Here is a 20,900-nt window from a genome sequence, read left to right as displayed (position 1 = left end):
TCTATTTTATATTTTTGGATATCGATAATACGGAAAATATCGGTTTTAATACCAGCTCAAAAATATGAATACAGGCTAATCCTCATTCTTTTTTTTGAGCTTTTTTTATTTTTTTTAAGTAAATATTTCACAATAAATCGGCTTTTTTAATACTTATATTTAATGTTTTTTTAATATTTTTTGCATATTTTGAATCCATAAAATGTAAGTTTCATTTTTTTTATCAACTTTTTTATTCAATATGAGCATTTTTTTTAGGGTTTACCCCGATATACCTATGTTTTTATCTGCTCAAATGCATAATTTGGGTTCAAATTGATTTTAAAAAAAAAGCTGTAGCAGCAAATTTTAAAACCACCTTAGGTTTTGAGTAAAACCACCTTAGGTTTTGAGCATAACCTAAGCAGGAAATTGAAGAAACCTGCGGTTGTTTTTGTGATAAATCTTTAGATTTTACATAAAAAAAACCTTGGTTCACGGAAAAAACCAAGGTTTTAATACAAGCTTAAAACTTATGAATACAGGCTAATCCACTTTTTTGAATTCTAAAGTTTTAAGCAAATCACGGAATCTCTTGCCAGGTCTAAACAAAATTTTAGAGTCCTTTATGGCGTTTGAGCTCACATCTTCTTCAAGGTCGAAACCTTCTGAGCTAAGGCTGACGCGAAAAGAGCCTAAGTCTCCTAGATACACAATATGTCCTTGGCTGAGCTCGTCAGACATGTTGTGGACAAATGCTTCCAGTACAGCAAGGCAATCTGCCTTACGGACTGTTGATTGATTGGAAATTAAAAATGCCAATCGATTCAGATCTGTACGCCCACTTGTTTTGACCTGGGCGTAAAACTTGCGTGGTGCCGCCACATCTTGTGGGTTCACCTTTTGAACGGTTTTAAATGTTACCATTGTTAAAAAATTTATGGCAGATGAAACTGCCTGGTTAATATTGGTGTAAATTTAAAAAGCTTTTTTTATTTTTTTAGTAATACTATAAATAAGGTTTTCAACAAGTTATGAACATTTAGTTTGTTTGTTGATTATTAATAAGTTAGTTATAATACTGATATATAATGTATTATAATATTATTATTTTGTATATTGTTGTTTTACAGTAGTTTAAATGTGTTAAAAAAAATAAACGATAGGATGATTTTTTTTCACTTATTGAGTTTTGTTTCACTGAAAGATTCCTCTACCGAGACTTCGGTATCAGAATGACAAGGGAATGTCATTCCGACGATCGGTTGTCATTCCGACGGCAGGATGTCATTCCGACGGCAGGAGGAATCTCTCTCACGTATTGGTTTTCGTTTCACTGAAAGATTCCTCTACCGAGACTTCGGTATCAGAATGACAAGGGGTTCGCAAGCTCCGTTCAGAATGACAGGGGAATGTCATTCCGACGGCAGGAGGAATCTCTCTTTCACGTATTGGGTTTGGTTCACTGAGAGATTCTTCACTCCGCAGGCTCCGTTCAGAATGACAAGGGGTTCGCAGGCTCCGTTCAGAATGACAAGGGGTTTGTCATTCCGACGGCAGGAGGAATCTCTCTCTCACGTATTGGGGTTCGGTTCACCAAAAGATTCCTCTACCGAGACTTCGGTATCAGAATGACAAGGGAATGTCATTCCGACGGCAGGAGGAATCTTTCTCACGTATTGGGGTTCGGTTCACTGAGAGATTCTTCACTTCGCAGGCTCCGTTCAGAATGACAAAGGGGGTTTGGTTTGCTGAGAGATTTTTTAGATTTTTGGGTCTTATTCATTAGGTTTCTCAATGGCATTACATCCTATTATGAGCAGGATTGGAATGATAGCAATATATAATCTTTTGAATTTCATAACTATAAAAGCTTAAACTCAGTTGCTATCAGAATGCTTTAGCAAAAAATAGCTCAAGGATTTATAGTTGTAACATAGCCTTTTTGTAGAGCATCAGGTAATTGAGTTTTGTATTTTTCAGCTTTTTCACGGGTATCAAAATTGCCAATAAAAACTTTAAATAGAGTTTTGTCATCGACTGATTGTAGTTTGACGTGTATAGGTTCTGTGATATTATATTTTTTGAGTTCGGTTGTATAATTAATCGCATTTTCTTTTTTAGAATAGCTGGCCACTTGAATGGCAAAATTTCCTTTTGAATTTGGATTTGAAGTTGCGTTTTGTGGCTCAAAATTTGTTTCAATTTTAAGCACTTCCATTTTGACTTGAGCAATATCATTGTTGTAAAGTCCTATAGAATCTGCAGCACTTTGAGATAAATCTATGATACGACCTTTGATAAAAGGACCGCGATCGTTTATTTTTACTTTGATAGATTGTTTGTTGGTTAGATTAGTCACTTTCACCACAGAGCCAAAAGGCAAACTGCGGTGCGAAGCTACAAGACTGTCGTGAGAAAACCGTTCACCGCTTTTGGTCATCAACCCTTCATGAGATAGTGGTCTTACCGAAGCAAAACCTTGTTGGGTTTGAGCATTTAGGTTTGGTAAACCCCAAAATATGAGCAATATAAAAAGTTGTAAAGGTTTCACATTATTGACTTAATTGAATAATTTGTTCGGCGAGTTCGATGCCAATTCGGTCTTGGGCTTGAGTGGTTGCACCACCAATATGAGGGCTTAATGACAATTTGGATTGCATCAACAATTTAATTTCAGGTGTTGGTTCATTTTCAAATACATCTATGGCGGCAAAGCTCAATTTACCACTTTCAAGAGCTTCAACTACAGCCTTTTCTTCAATAACGCCACCGCGAGCAGTGTTGATAACCGCTGCTCCGTCTTTCATTTTTTCGATTTCTTTAGCACCTAAAATGTAGTCTTTTTGTGATGGCACGTGAAATGTAATGATATCAGATTTTGATAGAAGGTCATCAAAATCTATACTTTTTAAATGAAAATCTAAATGTTGACCATCAAAAAAATCAAGTCTAACATCCACTTCATCAGTAAATTTGTCATGAACCACAACATTCATTCCCATACCAATAGCACGCTTTGCCGTGGCTTGACCTATTCGACCAATACCGACTATTCCCATAGTTTTACCTTTGAGTTCGGTGCCTTTGGCATAAGATTTTTTGAGTTCTTTAAATTTTGAATCGCCTTCAAGTGGCATTTGACGATTGGCGAGATGCAAAAATCTAAAGCCGCTTAAAGCATGTGCCATGACCAATTCCGCCACAGAATCTGATGAGGCCGCTGGTGTGTTTATGACTTTAATTCCTTTAGATACCGCATGATCAACATCAATATTGTCAAGCCCAACACCACCACGACCGATGATTTTAAGATTTGGACAAGCATCAATCAAGTCTTTTCTTATCTTGGTTGCACTTCTCACCAATATGACATCAATGTCATTATCGTTGATGTATTTGGCGAGCTGCTCTTGAGCTACTTTGGTTTGTATGACTTTGTGACCTGCCTTTTCAAGCATATCTACACCAGCTTGAGACAGACCGTCGTTTGCTAATATTTTCATTTCAATTTTTTTTAGTCTTTAATTTTTAAGCTTTTCTTTCTAATTCGTCCATAATTTCTACTAAAACACTTACCGATTCTTTAGGCAAAGCGTTGTACATTGAAGCACGATAACCGCCGACGCTTCGGTGACCATTTACACCATTAATGCCTGCTTGTTTGCACATTTCATCAAAACGGTCTTTAAGTGTGTCATCAACCAAATTGAAAGTGGCATTCATTGTTGAACGGTCAGGTTTATTGGCAAAACCCTTAAACAACGGATTGATATCAATTTCAGAATAAATTAATTTGGCTTTGTTTTCGTTTTCTTTTTCAATGGCTTCAATGCCACCTTTTGCTTTTAGCCAACGCAAATTCAACATTGATGTATAAACCGCAAAAACGGGTGGCGTGTTAAACATGCTGTCTTTACCGATATGGATTTTATAATCTAACATCGAAGGAATATCTCGACTGACTTTGCCGAGTATATCTTCTTTAACAATGACTAAAGTTGTTCCAGCTGGTCCCATGTTTTTTTGAGCACCAGCATAGATCAAATCAAATTTGCTAAAGTCAAGTTGTCTAGAAAAAATATCACTGCTCATATCACAAACAACGGGAACATCTGTTTTAGGAAAGTCTTTGATTTGCGTGCCAAAGATGGTGTTGTTGCTCGTGCAGTGAAAATAATCTAGGTCACTATGAATGCTATAATCTTTTGGAATATAATTAAAATTTTTATCCGAAGAAGTGGCTACAATCTCAACTTTGCCAAGCTTTTTTGCTTCTTTGATAGCTTTGGTTGACCACGCACCTGTCTCGAGATAAGCCGCTTTGTTTTCAAGTAAATTGTATGCACTCATAATAAACTGTAAACTTGCACCGCCTTGCAAAAATAAAGCCTGATAGCCTTTGCCTTCAAGTCCTAACAATTCTAAAGTCAGAGCTCTTGCTTCTTCCATAATATCAACAAAAGCTTTGCTTCGATGAGAAATTTCTAAAATAGATAAGCCAGAATTATCTAAATCTATCACCGCTTCAGAAGCTTGCAAAAAGACTTCTTTTGGTAAAATACAAGGACCAGCACTAAAATTGTGTTTTTTCATAATTCTTATTTTGTTGAAAGATTTTGTAAAAATTGAACGGTGTCTATACCATCGGCATAATCTGCCAAATTGGGTTGTTGAGCTTGACCAAAATCAAATTGGCAACTTGAATGTTGACCGACAATACATTGAATTTCATCTCGGTGTTGATTTAAAGTTTGTTGTAGTGAAGTCTCACTATCATAAATTTCATAATGAACAACACCTATTGGTGAAGCAATAGATTTATCTTCTTTTAAGATTAAAAAATCATTGTCTAAAAACTTTGTATCACTCATCAAATAAACCGCTTTGTTGTAATCGTAATTATTTGCGTATTTGTTGTGGTAAATATAGGGTTTGAATTTTGAAATGCCTTTAAAAAAATGATTAAAATTAAAGTTTTGAGGGATAAATAATTTAGACACATTTCTACAGCCTAAACCAAAAAATCTAAACATATCTTCACCTAATTTTTGAAAATCTTCAATATTTTCTTGATTGGTCAAAACGGCTACACCATTTCTGTTTTTTCTAATGATATGCGGTTTGTTTCTGAAGTAATATTCAAAATATCGAGCAGTATTATTACTGCCTGTGGCAATAACGGCATCATAGTTTTTGAGTTGATTCTCTTCAAATTTGATATAGGATTTAAATTCAGGCTGAATATCAACTAATTGCTCAGCAAAATAGGGTAGAAGTTGCTTATCGTTTGAAGATAATTTTGCGATGATGTTATGGCCCGAAATCAATGTAGATAAAAAGTCGTGAAAACCCACAAGTGGAATATTGCCAGCCATAACAACGCCAATATTTTGTGGTGAAATATCTTTTTCTAAATTATAAGGATTTAACCATTCATCCAAATTGTTCTTTTGGAGAGATTTTCCCCATTGTTGTAATGCAAAGCAAATATTTTCTTCAGTAAACCATCGGTTTTCGGCTTTTGCAATTTGAAGAACTTCCTCAAATTTAGGGTGTTTTTTTGAAAGTGTTAAGGATTGTTGATTTGTCAAATCACGTATATGCTGACCAAGGTCAACAAATGCTGCTTTTCGTTGTTCAAAAGTGAGCATAAACTTGTGGTATTTTGCTATTATGATTAATTTTGAACAAACTTACGATAAAAGAAAAACATGGCGATTAAGATAACAGACGAATGTATAAATTGTGGGGCTTGTGAACCAGAATGCCCAAATACTGCAATATATGAAGGTGCTGACGATTGGCGATATTCTGATGGTACTAACTTAGAAGGCAAGGTGGTTTTGCCCAACGGCAAAGAAGTTGATGCTGATGAGGTTCAAGAGCCTGTTAGTGATGAGTTTTACTATATCGTTACCGATAAATGCACCGAATGTAAGGGTTTTCACGAAGAGCCACAATGTGCAGCGGTTTGCCCTGTTGATTGTTGCGTGCCTGATGAAGATCACGAAGAAACAGAAGAAGAACTTCTTGGCAAACAGGCTTTTATGCATAATGAATAGCCTATAAATTAAAATCTAATAATAGGTTTTATTTTGCTGTTCTATAGCTCTCAAATCATCAATGATGCTGCTATGGTTTAGTTTCAAACAATCATTTATTTTATCTATGAAAAAAATTTTATTATTATTGAGCATAACATCTGCTTTGTCTTGTCAAAAAAAACAAAACGCAGAGGTAATGTTTTACAACGCTCATATTTATACTCTTGACGCTTTGTTTTCTACTCAAGAAGCTATGGTGGTTAAAGATGGATTAATTTTAGACATAGGGACAACTGAGCAAATTAAAACAAAATATACAGCAAACCGATCTATCGATTTAAACGGGAAATATGTTTACCCAGGTTTTAATGATGCTCATACCCATTTTTATGGATTAGGGGTAAATTTGGAGCAAGTCAATTTGGTAGGAACCAAAAGTTTTGATGAAGTGGTAGAAGCTTTGCAACAATATCAGAAACAAAATTCGTCTGATTTTATTATTGGCAGAGGTTGGGATCAAAATGATTGGCAAGAAAAGACATTTCCTACTAAAGATACCTTAGATGATTTATTTTCTAACACACCAATAGTTTTAACTAGGATTGATGGTCATGCTATGTTGGTTAATCAAAAAGCTCTTGACTTGGCAGGAATCAACATTAATACTCAAATAAAAGGCGGAGAAATTGTAAAAAAGAATGGTGAATTAACTGGTGTTTTAATTGATGAACCCATGAATAAAATTAATGCTATCATTCCTGAATTATCAAAAACATCAATAAAAAAAGCACTTAAAAAAGCAGAAAAAATTGCATTTAAAAATGGGCTTACTAGCATTACTGACGCTGGTTTGTCAAGAAAAGTTATCAATATTATTCAAGAGATGCAACGCCAAAACGAACTCAAAATTCGTATCAATGCTATGGTTGGCAACACTCCTGAAGATGTTGATTATTTTTTAAAAAAAGGAGTCATCAACACACCAAGACTGCGTGTAGGTTCAGTAAAGGTTTATGCCGATGGTGCTTTAGGCTCAAGAGGTGCAGCACTCAAACAACCCTATTCTGATCAAAAAAATCATTATGGTGCGATGTTGATAAGTTTGGAACATTTAGACCAATTGGCTAAAAAACTTTCAAAGACAAATTTTCAAATGAATACTCATGCTATTGGTGATTCTGCTAATTCAGTGGTACTCAAAGTTTATCAAAAATATATTAACGATAAACCTAATAAACGATGGCGTGTTGAGCATGCACAAGTTATAGACCCTGAAGATTATCATTACTTTTCAAAAAACATTATTCCATCTGTTCAACCAACACATGCCACCAGCGATATGTATTGGGCAGAAGAACGCTTAGGGGCTAAACGCATCAAATATGCTTATGCTTACAAAACTTTACTTGACCAAGCTGGTGTTTTACCCTTAGGAACAGATTTTCCTGTTGAAAATGTCAATCCACTTTTAACCTTTTATGCTGCAGTAAGTCGTCAAGATACGCATGCATATCCCAAAAATGGTTTTCAAATGCAAAATGCTTTGACTAGAAAACAAGCTTTAAAAGGCATGACAATTTGGCCTGCTTATGCTGCTTTTGAGGAAGATGTGAAAGGCAGTCTTGGGCGTGGTAAATACGCAGATTTTGTGGTTTTGAACAAAGACCTGTTAAGTTGTGATATTTATGATGTAATTGATTTGAAAGTGCAACAAACTTTTGTTGGAGGTGAAAATGTTTATGATATTGAGTAGTTGTGTGTAATGTATGACTCGAATTTCATTTAAAAATATTACTATATATTAGTAAATTATTTTATTTTAAATATGAACAAAGAAAAGTTGTATGTCAGTAAAGTGTTACCACATTTAGCAAATTTCAAAGTGTGTAATATTTATAGATATGAAATTAAAAAAATTGAGCAAGAACTGGCTGAATCATTTAATAAAAATAATATACATGAAGTTTTAGATATACCTGACTTTAGACATGTTAAAAATGATAAGTTAATGCCTGAAATAATAAAGTTGGTATTAAATAAACTTAAGATTGAGAAAAACACCTTATTACAAAAAAAAGATTTTATCGTAATTGATGGTATAGAGTACAAGTAGGTAACTTTTAAAACTGGAAATCTACCCTTTTTAAATATTCAAAATGAAAACTTAATATTTTTTATGTATCAACCAGACTTTAAAAAAGTTTTTTACTGTGGAAGATTACTAATAGAAAAAGAGCAAAAAAAAGTAAACCTGATTTGTTTACAAATTTTGAAAAATTAAAACTATGATAGAGATTAAAACAAAGACATTAAGTAAATATAAATTCATAGATTTATTTGCAGGAATAGGAGGATTTCATTATGCTTTAAGTTCTTTTGGTGCAAAATGTGTATTTGCATCAGAAATTGACAAAAAGGCTTCAGAAATATATTATTTAAATCATAATTTATTACCAAAAGGAGACATAACAAAAATTAATGAAAAGTTGATACCACAACATGATATTTTATGCGGTGGATTTCCTTGTCAGGCGTTTTCAATTTCAGGTAAACAAAAGGGATTTGAAGATACAAGAGGTACATTGTTTTTTGATATCGCTAGGATTGTAGATTATCATAAACCTAAAATACTATTTCTAGAAAATGTAAAGAACTTCGTAAGACATGATAAAGGTAAAACTCTAAATACAGTAGTAAATACTTTAGAAAATATGGATTACAAAGTATTTTTTAAAGTATTAAATTCTAGTACATTTGGTTTGCCTCAAAACAGAGAAAGAGTTTATATAGTTGCTTTTAATAATAAAGAATTTAATAGTATTAGTTTTAATTTTCCCAACCCAAATATAAAAAGTAGTTTAGAAGATGTACTCGAAGAGAATCCAGCAAATGGTAAAATAATCAAAAGAAGTGATATATCATTTTATAAAGATTTTCATTCAACAACAAATATTTTTGGCGAAATTGAACTACCTAATAAGCCATTTCAAATAGGTAAAGTAAATAAAGGCGGTCAAGGTGAAAGAATTTATCATCCAAAAGGGCATGCAATTACTTTATCTGCTTATGGCGGTGGTGTTGGTTCTAAAACAGGTCTTTATAAAATTAAAGATAATATCAGAAAATTATCACCTAGAGAATGTGCAAGAATACAAGGTTTTCCAGATAGTTTTATATTAGCTAAAAGCGTAACTGAAGCTCATAAGCAATTTGGCAATAGTGTCTCAATCAATGTCTTACAACATATCATTAAAGAAATCACAAAAACTATAAAAGAAAATGACGGAAGAACAAAAATCAGGTTCTCAAATAGCCAAAAACGGATTCAAGAACGAGAAAGACATAGTAAAAAAGTTCAACAATTGGAAACAAGATGAAGAAGCTCAGATTTGGTTAAAGTTAATGGATTATGAAATTTCAGAAATTGAGTACGTTGAAGCCATAGTAATTTCAGGTTTTAAAGCTGATATACAAGTTCAAATAACTATCAAACTAAAAAAAGCAATAGATGCAGAAAATATACAAGTAAAATTAGTTAGTAATTTAAAAGGGTTTAATCAAATTGACAAAAGATGGATAGATAAATATATCGAAATGTGGGATATGCCTGAAATAGTAAGCACACTACTTAAACACTATACCGGCGAATTACCACCGTATGTTAATAACCCTAAAGATAATAGAAGAACTTTTGCTAACGAATTTAGTGAAAAAAATCAACAATTATTATTAAACTGGTTAAATGATAATAAATCTCTGATTGTAAGTGATATTTTAAAAGGTCGAGGTAAATTTTCGGCTGAATGGATGTTAGTAGCTCAAAAGGTTGAAAATTCTGCAAGATGGATATTAAAGCCAATGAACTACTGCTTAAACTTTTTTGGAAATGGTGATATAGCAATAACGAAAAGAGGTAATATAAAAATTGGTAAAATTACAATGCAAAGAAAAGGTGGTGATGGTGGCAGAAAAACAGCTCAAATGTTACAATTCAAAATCAATCCTGCAGAATTATTTAATTGATAATCAGAACACTAAACACAACACGGTGTATAGTTAATGGCGAGGTTTGGGCTGAATCGATAAGTCCGTTTTTTTGCTAATTTTACGATTGAATAAAAAGGTTTGGGTGTTTTTAGTCGCCACTAACCATACACCAACCGTTTTCAACTCGTATAGCTCTAAGGTGATTTTTTTTATTTTTAAACATCTCAATCTGCTGTTGGACTAATTTTGTATTATTTGTTGGGCAAAAAACATTTAGTTATATTTATACTTTTATGCTTAAAACATAAATATTAATAATGAACTATACCTTACATCAATTGCAAGTATTTGTAAAAGTTGCTGAACTTAAAAGTGTTACAAAAGCCTCAGAAGCTTTGCATTTATCTCAGCCTGCTGTTTCCATTCAACTTAAAAACCTTCAAGATCAATTTGAAATTCCACTTTTAGAAGTTATAGGTCGAAAAATACACATAACTGAGTTTGGCTATGAAATTGTGGTATCATCAAAAAAGATTTTAAAAGAAGTTTGATATTAACCTAAAACTTTAGCATTTAAAGGTCAGTTGGTAGGGCAGTTAAAAATATCCGTAGTTTCAACAGGTAAATATGTAATGCCTTATTTCTTAAATGAATTTGTAAATGAGCATCCCGGTATAGAACTTAATATGGACGTAACCAATAAGCTCAAAGTTGTAAAGTCTATAGAAGAAAATGCTGTAGACTTTGCTTTGGTTTCAACCTTACCATCTCACATAGATGTAAAACGAGAACCTTTAATGCCAAATACTTTAGTTTGGGTTGCCAATCAAGATTTTGATTTTAAATATAAAGATAACCTCAATGCTTTAAAAAAAGTGCCCCTTATTTTTAGAGAATATGACCCTGCTACCAGATACGCTATGGAAACTTATATGAAAAATAATAATTTCCCTGCAGGTAAACGGCTTGAGCTCACCTCAAATGAAGCCGTAAAACAAGCGGTTATTGTTGGACTTGGTGTGTCGCTTATGCCAATAATAGGTCTAAAAAATGCATTATTAAACAATATTGCCAAGGTTGTACCTTCAAAAAAATGTCCGATTACCACAGAGTGGAATTTAATCTGGTTAAAAAACAAAAAGCTTTCACCTGTAGCTCAATCTTATATAGATTTTGTGAAACAAGAAAAACAAAAAATTATTGAGTCTAAATTTAACTGGTATGAAAATTATATCAGCTCTATATGATCCTATAACAATAATTAAAAGCATTATGAAGTATCTGTTACTCCCCGTTATTTTTCTTATAAGCCATTTAGCTAATGCTCAATCTTCAAGTGATGTCGTTAATAACTTTTTTAAAGCCTTAAATCAAAAAAACACATCAATCATTGATAGTTTAACTTTAGACAATTTAAAACTACACAGCCTTCAACTACAACCTAAAGCAAGTTTGAGTTTTTCAACAAAACAAGACTTTTTGAATAGTCTAAAATCTATTCCTGAAAACATCAATATAGAAGAACAAATATTTAATATTGATTCATTAGTTTCAAAGCATTTCGCTCAGTACAGCATACCTTATAAATTTTATGTCAATGGCGAGTTATCTCACTCAGGAACTAATGTGTTGACTTTGATTAATATTGATAATCGTTGGTTGATTAGTTATATTGCAGACACAAGGATTAAACAGTAATTTAAACTTAGCAATCACTGATATTAACTTGAACCGCCAGACCGCCTTCAGAAGTTTCTTTGTATTTGTTGTTCATGTCTTTAGCGGTTTCCCACAAGGTTTTAATCACTTTGTCAAGCGGCACTTTTGCTTTTGAAGCATCAGATTCAATAGCGATTTCTGCTGCGTTGATGGCTTTTATGGCACCCATAGCATTTCGTTCTATACAAGGTATTTGAACCAATCCAGCGATAGGATCACAAGTTAAACCCAGATGATGTTCCATAGCAATTTCGCTCGCCATAAGTGCTTGTTCGGCTGTGCCACCCATCACGTGTGTTAAGCCAGCGGCTGCCATAGCAGATGACACGCCAATTTCAGCTTGACAGCCACCCATTGCTGCAGAAATGGTTGCCCCTTTTTTAAACAAACTTCCTATTTCACTGGCAACCAGCATAAATTCTTTAAGTTCTTCAAAAGAAGCTTGATGATTTTCAATGGTCATATAGTACATCATCACAGCGGGTAATGTTCCTGCACTACCATTAGTCGGTGCAGTGACTACACGACCTAAAGATGCATTGACTTCATTGACTGAAATAGCAAAACAACTTACCCATTTTAATATTTGCCTAAACTTGACTTCGGTTTGTCGGATGGTTTGAAGCCATTCTTCGGCATTATCATAAGTTTCAAAATGCTCACCTAGGAGGTTTTGATTCATTTTTAAAGCTCTGCGACTCACATTTAGTCCGCCAGGCAATTCACCACCGGTATGGCAACCGACATACATAGAATCTAACATCACTTTCCAAATATCTTTTAATCCTTGGTCAATTTCATCTCCAGATCGAAGCGATTTTTCGTTTTCTAAAACTATTTCTGCAATAGATTTCTTTTCTTTTGAACAATAGGTTAGTAATTCTTCACCAGTTTCTATAGAAAACGGAAAATGTTTAAAATCTTCCATTTTTTGTTTGGCATTTTCTCTTTCTTCTTTCACTACAAATCCACCACCAATAGAATAGAAAGCTTCTTGATGCAAAATTTTACTTTTAGAAAAAGCTTTAAAAATCATTCCGTTAGGGTGAAAATCCAAAAATTGACTTTTAAATTCTATATCGTTTTTGAAACTAAATTTTATGTAGTTTTGATGTCCTAATAGTAGTTTTGATTCAGATTTTAATGTTGAAATTTCAGTATCAATGTTTTCAATGGGCATTTTTACAGGGTCAAATCCCATCAAACCAAGTGCAACGGCTATATCCGTGGCGTGACCTTTGCCCGTGAGAGAAAGAGAACCGTAAAGCTCAACTTTAATGGAATCGATGGTTTCAATAGCTTTTATGGCTTTAAGTTCTTTTACAAAAAGTTGTGCAGCTCGCCATGGTCCCAGAGTGTGAGAGCTTGATGGACCAACACCAATTTTTAGCATATCAAAAACACTGATGCATTCTATTTTTTTCACTTAAATTGTTTTTTACAAAGATGTATTTTTTTGAATACAGATTTTTAAAATTAAGTTTAAATTAAATAATTTATTTCATACGGATTTAAAAAAAAATCAATCTCATATCATGTTTGTATAAACACTTAAATATTAATGAGTTATAATTATTAAGATAAGATTTTGCAAAGATTTTATTTTAGATTAAAAGCCACTTCAATTTTTATATTCAAAAATTCGCCTACTTTTGCACACACAAAATTCACTTACTATGCCCAAAAATTTAGTTATTGTCGAGTCACCTGCAAAAGCTAAAACCATTGAAAAATTTCTTGGTAAAGATTATAGAGTTGAGTCCAGTTACGGCCACATAGCAGATTTACCCCAAAAAGAGCTTGGCGTTGACGTTGATAATAATTTTCAACCCAAATATGTTGTCAATTCTGATAAAAAATCTATAGTCTCCAAATTAAATAAAGCAGCAAAATCATCTGATACCGTTTGGTTAGCCAGTGATGAAGACCGAGAAGGAGAAGCCATTGCTTGGCACTTGTACGATGAATTAAAACTTGATGAGGCTAAAACAAAACGCATTGTTTTTTCAGAAATCACAAAATCTGCTATTCAAAAAGCGATTGAAAATCCTCGAGGCATTAATTATAATTTAGTGAATGCTCAAAAAGCCAGACGTGTTTTAGACCGATTGGTAGGTTATGAATTGTCGCCAGTGTTATGGCGAAAAGTCAAAGGTGGTTTATCAGCAGGTCGTGTGCAATCTGTTTCAGTAAGATTAATTGTAGAGCGTGAACGTGAAATCAGAGATTTTAAAACCGAAACCTTTTATAAAGTTGAAGCTCAATTCAAAACCCAAGATGGTTCATCTTTTAAAGCAAGACTACCAAAGCGTTTTGATGTTTTTGATGAAGCTGAATCGTTTTTAGAAAAATGTGTTAATGCCAACTTCGAAGTTGCTGAACTCGACAAAAAGCCAGCTCAAAAAAAACCAGCTCCGCCGTTTACGACATCTACATTACAGCAAGAAGCCGCAAGAAAGCTCTACTTTCCTGTTGCAAAAACGATGTCAATGGCACAGCGTTTATACGAAGCTGGACATATTACTTATATGAGAACCGATAGCGTCAACTTGTCAAATCAGGCAAAAGCTGGTGCTAAAAACGAAATCATTTCGGCATATGGTGAAAAATATCATCAAAGTAGAAACTACAAAGGAAAATCTAAAGGAGCTCAAGAAGCTCACGAGGCGATAAGACCTACAGACTTTTCTAAACACAACGTGCCAGCAGAACGCGATCAACAGCGATTATACGAATTGATTTGGAAAAGAGCTATTGCATCTCAAATGAGTCATGCTCAACTTGAGAGAACAAACGTTAAAATAAAAGCCGATAAACACCAAGAAATTTTTGTAGCCAAAGGCGAAATGATCAAATTTGATGGATTTCTAAAAGTTTATCTTGAAGGTAAAGACGAAGAAGATGAAGAACAAGCTGGAATGCTGCCTAAAATCACCAAAGGTGATAAATTAGAACCAATAGCTATAGAATCTACACAAGGCTTTACACGACCACCATCGCGTTATACCGAAGCGGCATTAGTCAAAAAACTTGAAGAACTTGGTATTGGGCGACCTTCTACATACGCTCCAACAATTTCGACTATTCAGAATAGAAAATATATAGAAAAATCAAATATTGAAGGCCATAAACGGTCTTATAAAAAATTAATTCTCAAAAATAACGAGATTAAAGAAAAAACACTTTCTGAAATTACAGGAGCTGACAAAGGTAAATTGATTCCTACCGATGTTGGTATGGTGGTCAATGACTTTTTAGTCAACCATTTCGAAGGAATTTTAGATTATAACTTTACCGCTAAACTCGAACAAGATTTTGATGAAATTGCTCAAGGTGAAGAACAATGGACAGAAGTTATTCAAGAGTTTTATGATAAATTTCATCCTAATGTTGAAGATGTTGCCAAAAATGCCCAAAGAGAAGTCGGAGAACGCATACTTGGCAAAGATCCAAAAACAGGAAAACCTGTTAGTGTTAGATTGGGTAAATTTGGACCTATGGTGCAAATTGGCTCTGTAGAAGATGAAGAAAAACCAAAATTTGCTGGACTCCAACCTCACCAGACTTTAAATTCTATCACGTTTGAAGAAGCTATGGATTTGTTTAAGCTTCCAAAAGAACTCGGCGAATACAAAGGCGAAAAAGTAGAAGCCAACGTTGGACGATATGGACCATATATAAAATATGGTAAAAAGTTTGCATCTATCCCCAAAGGCGAAGACCCATTAGAAGTCAGTTATGATAGAGCCATTGAAATCATAAAAGCCAAAGAAGAGGCAGAAAAACCTATATATACATATAAAGGTAAAGGCGTTCAAAAAGGTAAAGGGCGATTTGGACCATTTTTGAAATGGGATGGCATGTTTATCAATGTCAGTAAAAAATACGATTTTGACAATCTTTCTGAAGCCGATATCATCGAACTTATAGAAGACAAAATTCAAAAGGAAAAAGACAAACTCATTCACCATTGGGAAGACGAAGGTATTAAAGTAGAAAAAGCCAGATGGGGTCGATATAAAGTCAGTCAAGGTAAAACCAAAATAGAATTACCCAAAACGACAGACGCCGAAGCTTTAACCTTAGAAGAAGTTAAAGCGATGTTAGACAAAAAGAAGCCTAAAAAAACTAAAAGAAAGACAAAACCCAAATCCAAATCCAAATCAAGAAAACAGTAGATGTTTAAAATTTTAAAACCAAACACATCAAGTTTTATTGAGGCTGTTGAAAATCTAAGCAATATTTATATCGGATCCTCGGTTAGTTTTTTAGATAAGCAAACGTCAATAGAAGATTTTGATTTTTGTATAATAAGTATCAATGAATGTCGTGGCAGCCAATCTGATAAAAACGAAATAGATTTTGAAGAAATTAAAATTCAACTTTACCAATTATATAAAGGGAATTGGAATTTATCAATAATAGACTTAGGTATCTTAGATGCAGGAGAATCTATCAGTGATACTTATTACGCATTTCAAAGTATTATTAAAAAAGTGCTTGGTTACAATATTATACCTATAATATTAGGAGGCTCTCAAGATATACTCTACTCACAATATAGGGCTTATGATGGAATAAAATATATGGTGAATTTAGCCAATATAGATGCAAAATTTGATTTAGGCGACTCTAATGCCAAGATGCACAATCAGTCATTTTTAAGCCATATGATAGTTCAAAAACCTTATAATCTCTTTAATTATGCTAATGTAGGTTATCAAACATATCTAAATTCTCAAGAGGAAATCAACCTTTTAGAAAAAATGTTTTTTGAGGCATATAGGTTAGGCGAAGTATCAAAAAACATTGAGAGTGTAGAACCTACTTTAAGAGATGCAGATATCGTGGCTTTGGATGTTACCAGCATACAAAGTCAATCTTTAGGTCAAGACAGTTTATATCCAAATGGTTTTGATAGCCGTGAAATATGTGCACTTTCAAGATATGCAGGAATAAGCGATAAGGTAAGTTCGTTTGGGCTGTACGAGCTTCAACATCTAACTTCAAACATTTCAAAACAATTGATAGCTCAAGTGATTTGGTATTTTATAGAAGGCGTAAAATTTAGACTCGATGAAAAAGCAGACATCAATAATCCAAACTTTATAAAATATCAAGTTCCCGTAGAAAATGATATCTTAGTATTTTATGAAAGTCAACTCTCTGGTCGGTGGTGGATAGAAATATCTTCTAATTTTAAAGATGTTAATAATAAATTAAATCAACATACGTTATTACCATGTGATAAGCAAAATTACATTTCAGCTTGCAATCAAAACATACCAGAACGTTGGGTAAAAGCAAGAAAAAAAAATGAATTTTGATTTTTTTAAAAAATTTACGGGTTTATTAATAAAATTATTGTTTTTTTGTAATACTGAAATTTTAAATGAACTAAACGATTTTGTATGAAGTTTAAATTTTTATTGAAATTATTTATAGTGATTTCTCTTTTAGTTAGTTGTTCTAATAGTGATAAAGGACAGCTTGTAGGTGTTCAAGGTAAACAGTGGTTTCCTGAAAAACCTTATGGAATGGTAAAAATAGAAGGTGGTTCTTTTACCATGGGTAAATCTGATTATGATATTGCTGGACTTAAAAATGCACCGATTAAAACCGTGACAGTTACATCTTTTTACATGGATGAGACTGAAATAACCAATTCTGAATACAGACAGTTCACTGAATATGTCAGAGATTCTGTTATTAGACAAAAACTCGCAGAAGAGGCTGAGCTTGCTGGAGGTGGAGATAATGCAGATCCAAATCAAGGCGGAGGAAGAAATAGTAGAAGTATTCAAGATTTTGCTTTTAAATCAATTGGTCAAAACAAAAAAGGAGGTTTAGGCTTGTTTGGTAGAGGTAATAATAATAATCAAAATCAGGATGATCAAACGCCATATCAACAATATTCAAAACATTATGACCCTATGGATAGAACTTTAAATTGGGATGTTGATATTATTTGGAAACCTTCAGAATATCCAGACGAAAACTATGTTTATGTGATGGATGAATTTTACTTAGATAAAGAAGATTCTTACAATGGAGAGCGTATGCTTGATGTTACAAAATTTGTTTACAGCTATAAAACTGTAAATTTAGACAAAGCTGCTCGTTCAGATAAAAAGCTTTCCAGTCAGATCGTTGAGCAAAAAGTTCCTGTCTATCCAGATACTACTGTATGGATAAAAGACTTTAATTATTCGTACAACGAACCAATGCATAACAACTATTTTTACCATACTGCATTCGATAATTATCCTGTTGTCGGTGTCTCATGGGTGCAAGCTAAAGCATTTTCAGATTGGAGAACACAATATTTAAATACATATAATAAAGAAGCTGACAAAAACAGATCGCCAGCTTTTAGACTTCCATCGGAAGCTGAATGGGAATATGCTGCTCGTGGAGGTTTAGAATCTGCTTCATTTCCTTGGGGTGGTCCATACACAAAAGATGATAGAGCTTGCTATCTCGCTAATTTTAAACCTTTACGAGGTGATTATGCAGCAGATGAAGCTCTTTATACCGTTGAGGCTGATGCTTATCAACCCAATGATTATGGTCTATATAATATGTCTGGAAATGTTGCTGAATGGGTAAATACTTCATATGACCCATCATCCTATGAATATATGTCTTCTATTAATCCTAATATGAATAATCAAGAAAATAACCGTAAAGTTATTAGAGGCGGTTCTTGGAAAGATGTTAGTTACTTTTTAAGAGTGAGTACCAGAGATTATGAATATGCAGATTCTGCAAGAAGCTACATTGGATTTAGAACTGTACAGGACTACCTCGGTAGTGGGATATCACAAAACCGCAGAAGAAATTAAAATCAAAACTAAATTTTATAATAATCAAATCAATAAATAATTAATAAATTAAAACTTAAAAATTATGGCAAAATCAAATACGTCAAAGAAAGTAATGAACATGATATATGGTCTCGGAGCCTCTGTTGTTATTATTGGAGCACTATTTAAACTTATGCACTGGCCTTATGGTGACCTTATGTTGATTATTGGTTTAGTAACAGAAGCAATTGTTTTTGCAGTTTCTGCATTCGAACCTGTTGATTCTGAACTTGACTGGTCTAAAGTCTATCCAGAACTCGCTGGTGAAGATGCTGACAGTAGAGCAAGAGAAGGTGTCGAGGCTGATGAAGAAGAAAAAGGGATATTGTCTCAAAAACTTGATGAAATGCTCAAAGAAGCTAGAATTGACTCTAATCTTATGGAAAGCTTAGGTGAAAGTATAAGAAGTTTTGAAAGTGCAGCTAAAAACTTATCACCAACTACAGATGGAATCAATTCTCAAAAGAAATACAGTGAAGAGCTTTCATTAGCCGCAGCACAAATGGAATCTTTAAATAACTTGTACAAAGCACAAGTGGAGTCAGCTTCTAAACAAGCTCAAATTAATGAAGCTGTTGCTGATAATGCTAGTAAATTAAGAGAACAAATGGAGTCATTGACTAAAAACCTTAACTCTCTTAATGGAGTTTATGGAGGTATGCTTAGTGCTATGCAACCTAAAGCTTAATTCATCTCTTAATTAATATAAAAAATATAACATAATATGGCATCTGGAAAAGTATCACCAAGGCAGAAAATGATTAACCTAATGTATTTGGTTTTCATTTCAATGATGGCCTTGAATATGTCTAAAGAAGTTTTGACGGGTTTTGGTATCGTCAATGAAACCGTTACTGCGACAAACAAAACTTTTGAAGAAAAAAACAAAATAGCTCTCGAAGGTCTTAAAAAGAAAGCGATTGAGTCTAAAGAACAATTTGGTGAAATCGCTAAAACTGCAGAGCAAGTTTCAACACTATCTGATAATTATTATTCTTATTTAGCTACACTTAAAAGTGAATTTGAAGGCACTGTTGAAAATCCTAAGGATTATGAAGCAATGGATAAAGACTCTTATGTGAACGAAAAATTTATGATTAGTGGTAAATTAACTAAAGCTGGTCAAGAATTTATGCAGAAGATGGAAGAATATCGTAATGGTATGGAACAGCTTATAGGAGATTCGTATCCTAATGTGATAGAGAATGTAAAGGAAACCTTTAAAGAAGCTGATGTTGTAATAACAGATAATGATGGAAAGAAAATGGATTATATCAGTTATCATTATATAGGTTATCCATTAATTTCAACAATCACTAAATTATCTACGCTTCAGAATAACATTAAAATTAATGAAAATGAAGTGCTTTCTAAGATGTTCTCAGGTCAATTGGTAGAAATTGCTTCTATGAATAATTATTCAACACTGCTTGAAACTGAAAGAAGTGCGGTTTATCCTGGAAATAAATTTGATGGTAATATTGTTCTTGGAAGAACAGACTCAACTACAGTACCAACAACAGTAAATTTAAAATTAGACGGTCGCCAACTCGAAAAAGGAAAAGATTTTGAAATTGTTGGTGGAAAAGTAAAACTTAATGTTACAGCTGGTAATCCAGGTGAGCATAAAATTGAAGGTAAACTTGTGTTTGCTCAAGAAGATGCTGAAGATATTGAAGTTCCTGTAGAACAATCATTCCAAGTTATTCCTAAACCAAATCAAGCCATTGTTTCTGCTGATAAAATGAATGTCGTTTATAGAGGTATTGATAATCCTATTACCGTATCAATGCCAGGTGTGCCTGAAAATAATATTTCAGCATCTGCTCCAGGACATACATTTAGAAAAAAATCAGGTTCAACTTATATTTTAAAACCTGGCACGGGTAAGGAATTAAGCATCAAGGTAAACGGTACTATAGAAGGCGAAACTTTTAGCTCTTCAACCAACTTTAGAATTAAATCACTTCCAAGACCTACACCGACCATTCGTGGTCAAGTGGCTCAAGGTGGTGCTATAAAACTACCGCGTAAAGCTGTAGAAATATCTCCAATAGGTGCAATTTTTGAAGACTTTGATTTTGATATTTCACCTGTCGTTAAACGATTTACTATGAGTGTACCAGGTCAGGCTTCAGTTGTTGTTAACGGAGATAGATTAAACGCTCAAGCTAAAAAAACACTCGCCTTAGCTAAAACTGGCGATATCATTCAATTTTTTGATATTCGTGCAGATGTTCCAGGCGCTCAGGTTAACGTGAAAAGTATGCCTGCTTTGCTTGTACAACTTACAAACTAATTA

At 33.4% G+C, this 20,900-nt stretch carries 19 protein-coding genes; 13 read left to right on the top strand and 6 right to left on the bottom strand.

Annotated elements, in window-relative coordinates; genetic code table 11:
• Window positions 1-525 precede the first annotated feature (525 nt).
• The 5 genes from ACSSV5_RS07070 to ACSSV5_RS07050 all read right to left on the bottom strand — a co-directional run bounded on the left by ACSSV5_RS07070 (window position 526) and on the right by ACSSV5_RS07050 (window position 5,633).
• A complete protein-coding gene (locus ACSSV5_RS07070) occupies window positions 526-906 on the bottom strand; it encodes an HU family DNA-binding protein (protein WP_211066397.1) in 381 nt (126 codons plus the stop codon).
• A gap of 988 nt (window positions 907-1,894) precedes the next feature.
• Window positions 1,895-2,533: a septal ring lytic transglycosylase RlpA family protein gene (locus ACSSV5_RS07065; protein WP_454245331.1), complete on the bottom strand. Its 639-nt coding sequence runs from the start codon at window positions 2,531-2,533 to the stop codon at window positions 1,895-1,897.
• A 1-nt stretch (window position 2,534) separates the two neighbouring features.
• Entirely contained in the window at window positions 2,535-3,485 is a 951-nt protein-coding gene (locus ACSSV5_RS07060) for a D-2-hydroxyacid dehydrogenase (RefSeq protein ID WP_454245330.1), read from the bottom strand.
• 25 nt (window positions 3,486-3,510) lie between these two features.
• The gene (serC, locus tag ACSSV5_RS07055; RefSeq protein ID WP_211066676.1) at window positions 3,511-4,575 is read right to left on the bottom strand and encodes a 3-phosphoserine/phosphohydroxythreonine transaminase; all 1,065 of its coding nucleotides are present in this window, start codon (window positions 4,573-4,575) and stop codon (window positions 3,511-3,513) included.
• Window positions 4,576-4,580: 5 nt separating this feature from the next.
• The gene (locus tag ACSSV5_RS07050) at window positions 4,581-5,633 is read right to left on the bottom strand and encodes an acyl-CoA reductase (protein WP_454245329.1); all 1,053 of its coding nucleotides are present in this window, start codon (window positions 5,631-5,633) and stop codon (window positions 4,581-4,583) included.
• Between the two features lie 60 nt (window positions 5,634-5,693).
• On the opposite strand from ACSSV5_RS07050, the gene ACSSV5_RS07045 reads away from it, so the two are divergent.
• From ACSSV5_RS07045 to ACSSV5_RS07010, 8 genes are all read left to right on the top strand, one after another.
• The gene (locus ACSSV5_RS07045) at window positions 5,694-6,044 is read left to right on the top strand and encodes a 4Fe-4S dicluster domain-containing protein (protein ID WP_454245328.1); all 351 of its coding nucleotides are present in this window, start codon (window positions 5,694-5,696) and stop codon (window positions 6,042-6,044) included.
• A gap of 106 nt (window positions 6,045-6,150) precedes the next feature.
• Entirely contained in the window at window positions 6,151-7,779 is a 1,629-nt protein-coding gene (locus ACSSV5_RS07040) for an amidohydrolase (protein WP_454245327.1), read from the top strand.
• Between the two features lie 72 nt (window positions 7,780-7,851).
• Entirely contained in the window at window positions 7,852-8,139 is a 288-nt protein-coding gene (locus tag ACSSV5_RS07035; protein WP_454245326.1) for a hypothetical protein, read from the top strand.
• Between the two features lie 172 nt (window positions 8,140-8,311).
• Window positions 8,312-9,403: a DNA cytosine methyltransferase gene (locus ACSSV5_RS07030; RefSeq protein ID WP_454245325.1), complete on the top strand. Its 1,092-nt coding sequence runs from the start codon at window positions 8,312-8,314 to the stop codon at window positions 9,401-9,403.
• Window positions 9,306-10,049, top strand: coding sequence for a hypothetical protein (locus tag ACSSV5_RS07025; RefSeq protein WP_454245324.1), 744 nt, complete (start codon window positions 9,306-9,308; stop codon window positions 10,047-10,049). Before ACSSV5_RS07030 ends, ACSSV5_RS07025 begins: the two co-directional genes overlap by 98 nt.
• Window positions 10,050-10,330: 281 nt before the next feature.
• Window positions 10,331-10,564, top strand: a complete 234-nt coding sequence (locus ACSSV5_RS07020) for a LysR family transcriptional regulator (protein ID WP_454245323.1) — start codon at window positions 10,331-10,333, stop codon at window positions 10,562-10,564.
• A 33-nt stretch (window positions 10,565-10,597) separates the two neighbouring features.
• Window positions 10,598-11,260 (top strand): LysR substrate-binding domain-containing protein, encoded by a 663-nt coding sequence (locus ACSSV5_RS07015; protein WP_454245322.1) that lies wholly within the window; start codon window positions 10,598-10,600, stop codon window positions 11,258-11,260.
• A 25-nt stretch (window positions 11,261-11,285) separates the two neighbouring features.
• Entirely contained in the window at window positions 11,286-11,711 is a 426-nt protein-coding gene (locus tag ACSSV5_RS07010) for a DUF4829 domain-containing protein (protein WP_454245321.1), read from the top strand.
• 7 nt (window positions 11,712-11,718) lie between these two features.
• On the opposite strand, the gene ACSSV5_RS07005 is transcribed toward ACSSV5_RS07010, so the two are convergent.
• Window positions 11,719-13,158: an L-serine ammonia-lyase gene (locus ACSSV5_RS07005; protein WP_454245320.1), complete on the bottom strand. Its 1,440-nt coding sequence runs from the start codon at window positions 13,156-13,158 to the stop codon at window positions 11,719-11,721.
• 250 nt (window positions 13,159-13,408) lie between these two features.
• On the opposite strand from ACSSV5_RS07005, the gene topA reads away from it, so the two are divergent.
• The 5 genes from topA (at window position 13,409) to porM (ending at window position 20,897) form a co-directional block, all read left to right on the top strand.
• Window positions 13,409-15,910: a type I DNA topoisomerase gene (gene topA / locus ACSSV5_RS07000; protein WP_454245319.1), complete on the top strand. Its 2,502-nt coding sequence runs from the start codon at window positions 13,409-13,411 to the stop codon at window positions 15,908-15,910.
• Window positions 15,911-17,059 (top strand): formimidoylglutamase, encoded by a 1,149-nt coding sequence (locus ACSSV5_RS06995; protein WP_454245318.1) that lies wholly within the window; start codon window positions 15,911-15,913, stop codon window positions 17,057-17,059.
• A gap of 84 nt (window positions 17,060-17,143) precedes the next feature.
• The gene (porK, locus tag ACSSV5_RS06990; RefSeq protein ID WP_454245317.1) at window positions 17,144-18,577 is read left to right on the top strand and encodes a type IX secretion system lipoprotein PorK/GldK; all 1,434 of its coding nucleotides are present in this window, start codon (window positions 17,144-17,146) and stop codon (window positions 18,575-18,577) included.
• Between the two features lie 64 nt (window positions 18,578-18,641).
• The gene (gene porL / locus ACSSV5_RS06985) at window positions 18,642-19,286 is read left to right on the top strand and encodes a type IX secretion system motor protein PorL/GldL (protein WP_454245316.1); all 645 of its coding nucleotides are present in this window, start codon (window positions 18,642-18,644) and stop codon (window positions 19,284-19,286) included.
• 36 nt (window positions 19,287-19,322) lie between these two features.
• Window positions 19,323-20,897 (top strand): type IX secretion system motor protein PorM/GldM, encoded by a 1,575-nt coding sequence (gene porM, locus ACSSV5_RS06980; RefSeq protein ID WP_454245315.1) that lies wholly within the window; start codon window positions 19,323-19,325, stop codon window positions 20,895-20,897.
• Window positions 20,898-20,900 lie beyond the last annotated feature (3 nt).

The organism is Psychroflexus sp. MBR-150 (assembly GCF_053628795.1).
This window is presented reverse-complemented; position numbering and strand designations above follow the sequence as displayed.

What these genes read in the sequence shown, in the direction of transcription:
- ACSSV5_RS07010 (WP_454245321.1), top strand. Translation starts at nt 11,286, where the DNA reads ATGAAGTATCTGTTACTCCCCGTTATTTTTCTTATAAGCCATTTAGCT.
- porL (WP_454245316.1), top strand. Translation starts at nt 18,642, where the DNA reads ATGGCAAAATCAAATACGTCAAAGAAAGTAATGAACATGATATATGGT.
- ACSSV5_RS07025 (WP_454245324.1), top strand. Translation starts at nt 9,306, where the DNA reads ATGACGGAAGAACAAAAATCAGGTTCTCAAATAGCCAAAAACGGATTC.
- ACSSV5_RS06995 (WP_454245318.1), top strand. Translation starts at nt 15,911, where the DNA reads ATGTTTAAAATTTTAAAACCAAACACATCAAGTTTTATTGAGGCTGTT.
- ACSSV5_RS07070 (WP_211066397.1), bottom strand. Translation starts at nt 906, where the DNA reads ATGGTAACATTTAAAACCGTTCAAAAGGTGAACCCACAAGATGTGGCG.
- ACSSV5_RS07050 (WP_454245329.1), bottom strand. Translation starts at nt 5,633, where the DNA reads ATGCTCACTTTTGAACAACGAAAAGCAGCATTTGTTGACCTTGGTCAG.
- ACSSV5_RS07030 (WP_454245325.1), top strand. Translation starts at nt 8,312, where the DNA reads ATGATAGAGATTAAAACAAAGACATTAAGTAAATATAAATTCATAGAT.
- porK (WP_454245317.1), top strand. Translation starts at nt 17,144, where the DNA reads ATGAAGTTTAAATTTTTATTGAAATTATTTATAGTGATTTCTCTTTTA.
- topA (WP_454245319.1), top strand. Translation starts at nt 13,409, where the DNA reads ATGCCCAAAAATTTAGTTATTGTCGAGTCACCTGCAAAAGCTAAAACC.
- serC (WP_211066676.1), bottom strand. Translation starts at nt 4,575, where the DNA reads ATGAAAAAACACAATTTTAGTGCTGGTCCTTGTATTTTACCAAAAGAA.
- ACSSV5_RS07035 (WP_454245326.1), top strand. Translation starts at nt 7,852, where the DNA reads ATGAACAAAGAAAAGTTGTATGTCAGTAAAGTGTTACCACATTTAGCA.
- ACSSV5_RS07045 (WP_454245328.1), top strand. Translation starts at nt 5,694, where the DNA reads ATGGCGATTAAGATAACAGACGAATGTATAAATTGTGGGGCTTGTGAA.
- ACSSV5_RS07020 (WP_454245323.1), top strand. Translation starts at nt 10,331, where the DNA reads ATGAACTATACCTTACATCAATTGCAAGTATTTGTAAAAGTTGCTGAA.
- porM (WP_454245315.1), top strand. Translation starts at nt 19,323, where the DNA reads ATGGCATCTGGAAAAGTATCACCAAGGCAGAAAATGATTAACCTAATG.
- ACSSV5_RS07040 (WP_454245327.1), top strand. Translation starts at nt 6,151, where the DNA reads ATGAAAAAAATTTTATTATTATTGAGCATAACATCTGCTTTGTCTTGT.
- ACSSV5_RS07060 (WP_454245330.1), bottom strand. Translation starts at nt 3,485, where the DNA reads ATGAAAATATTAGCAAACGACGGTCTGTCTCAAGCTGGTGTAGATATG.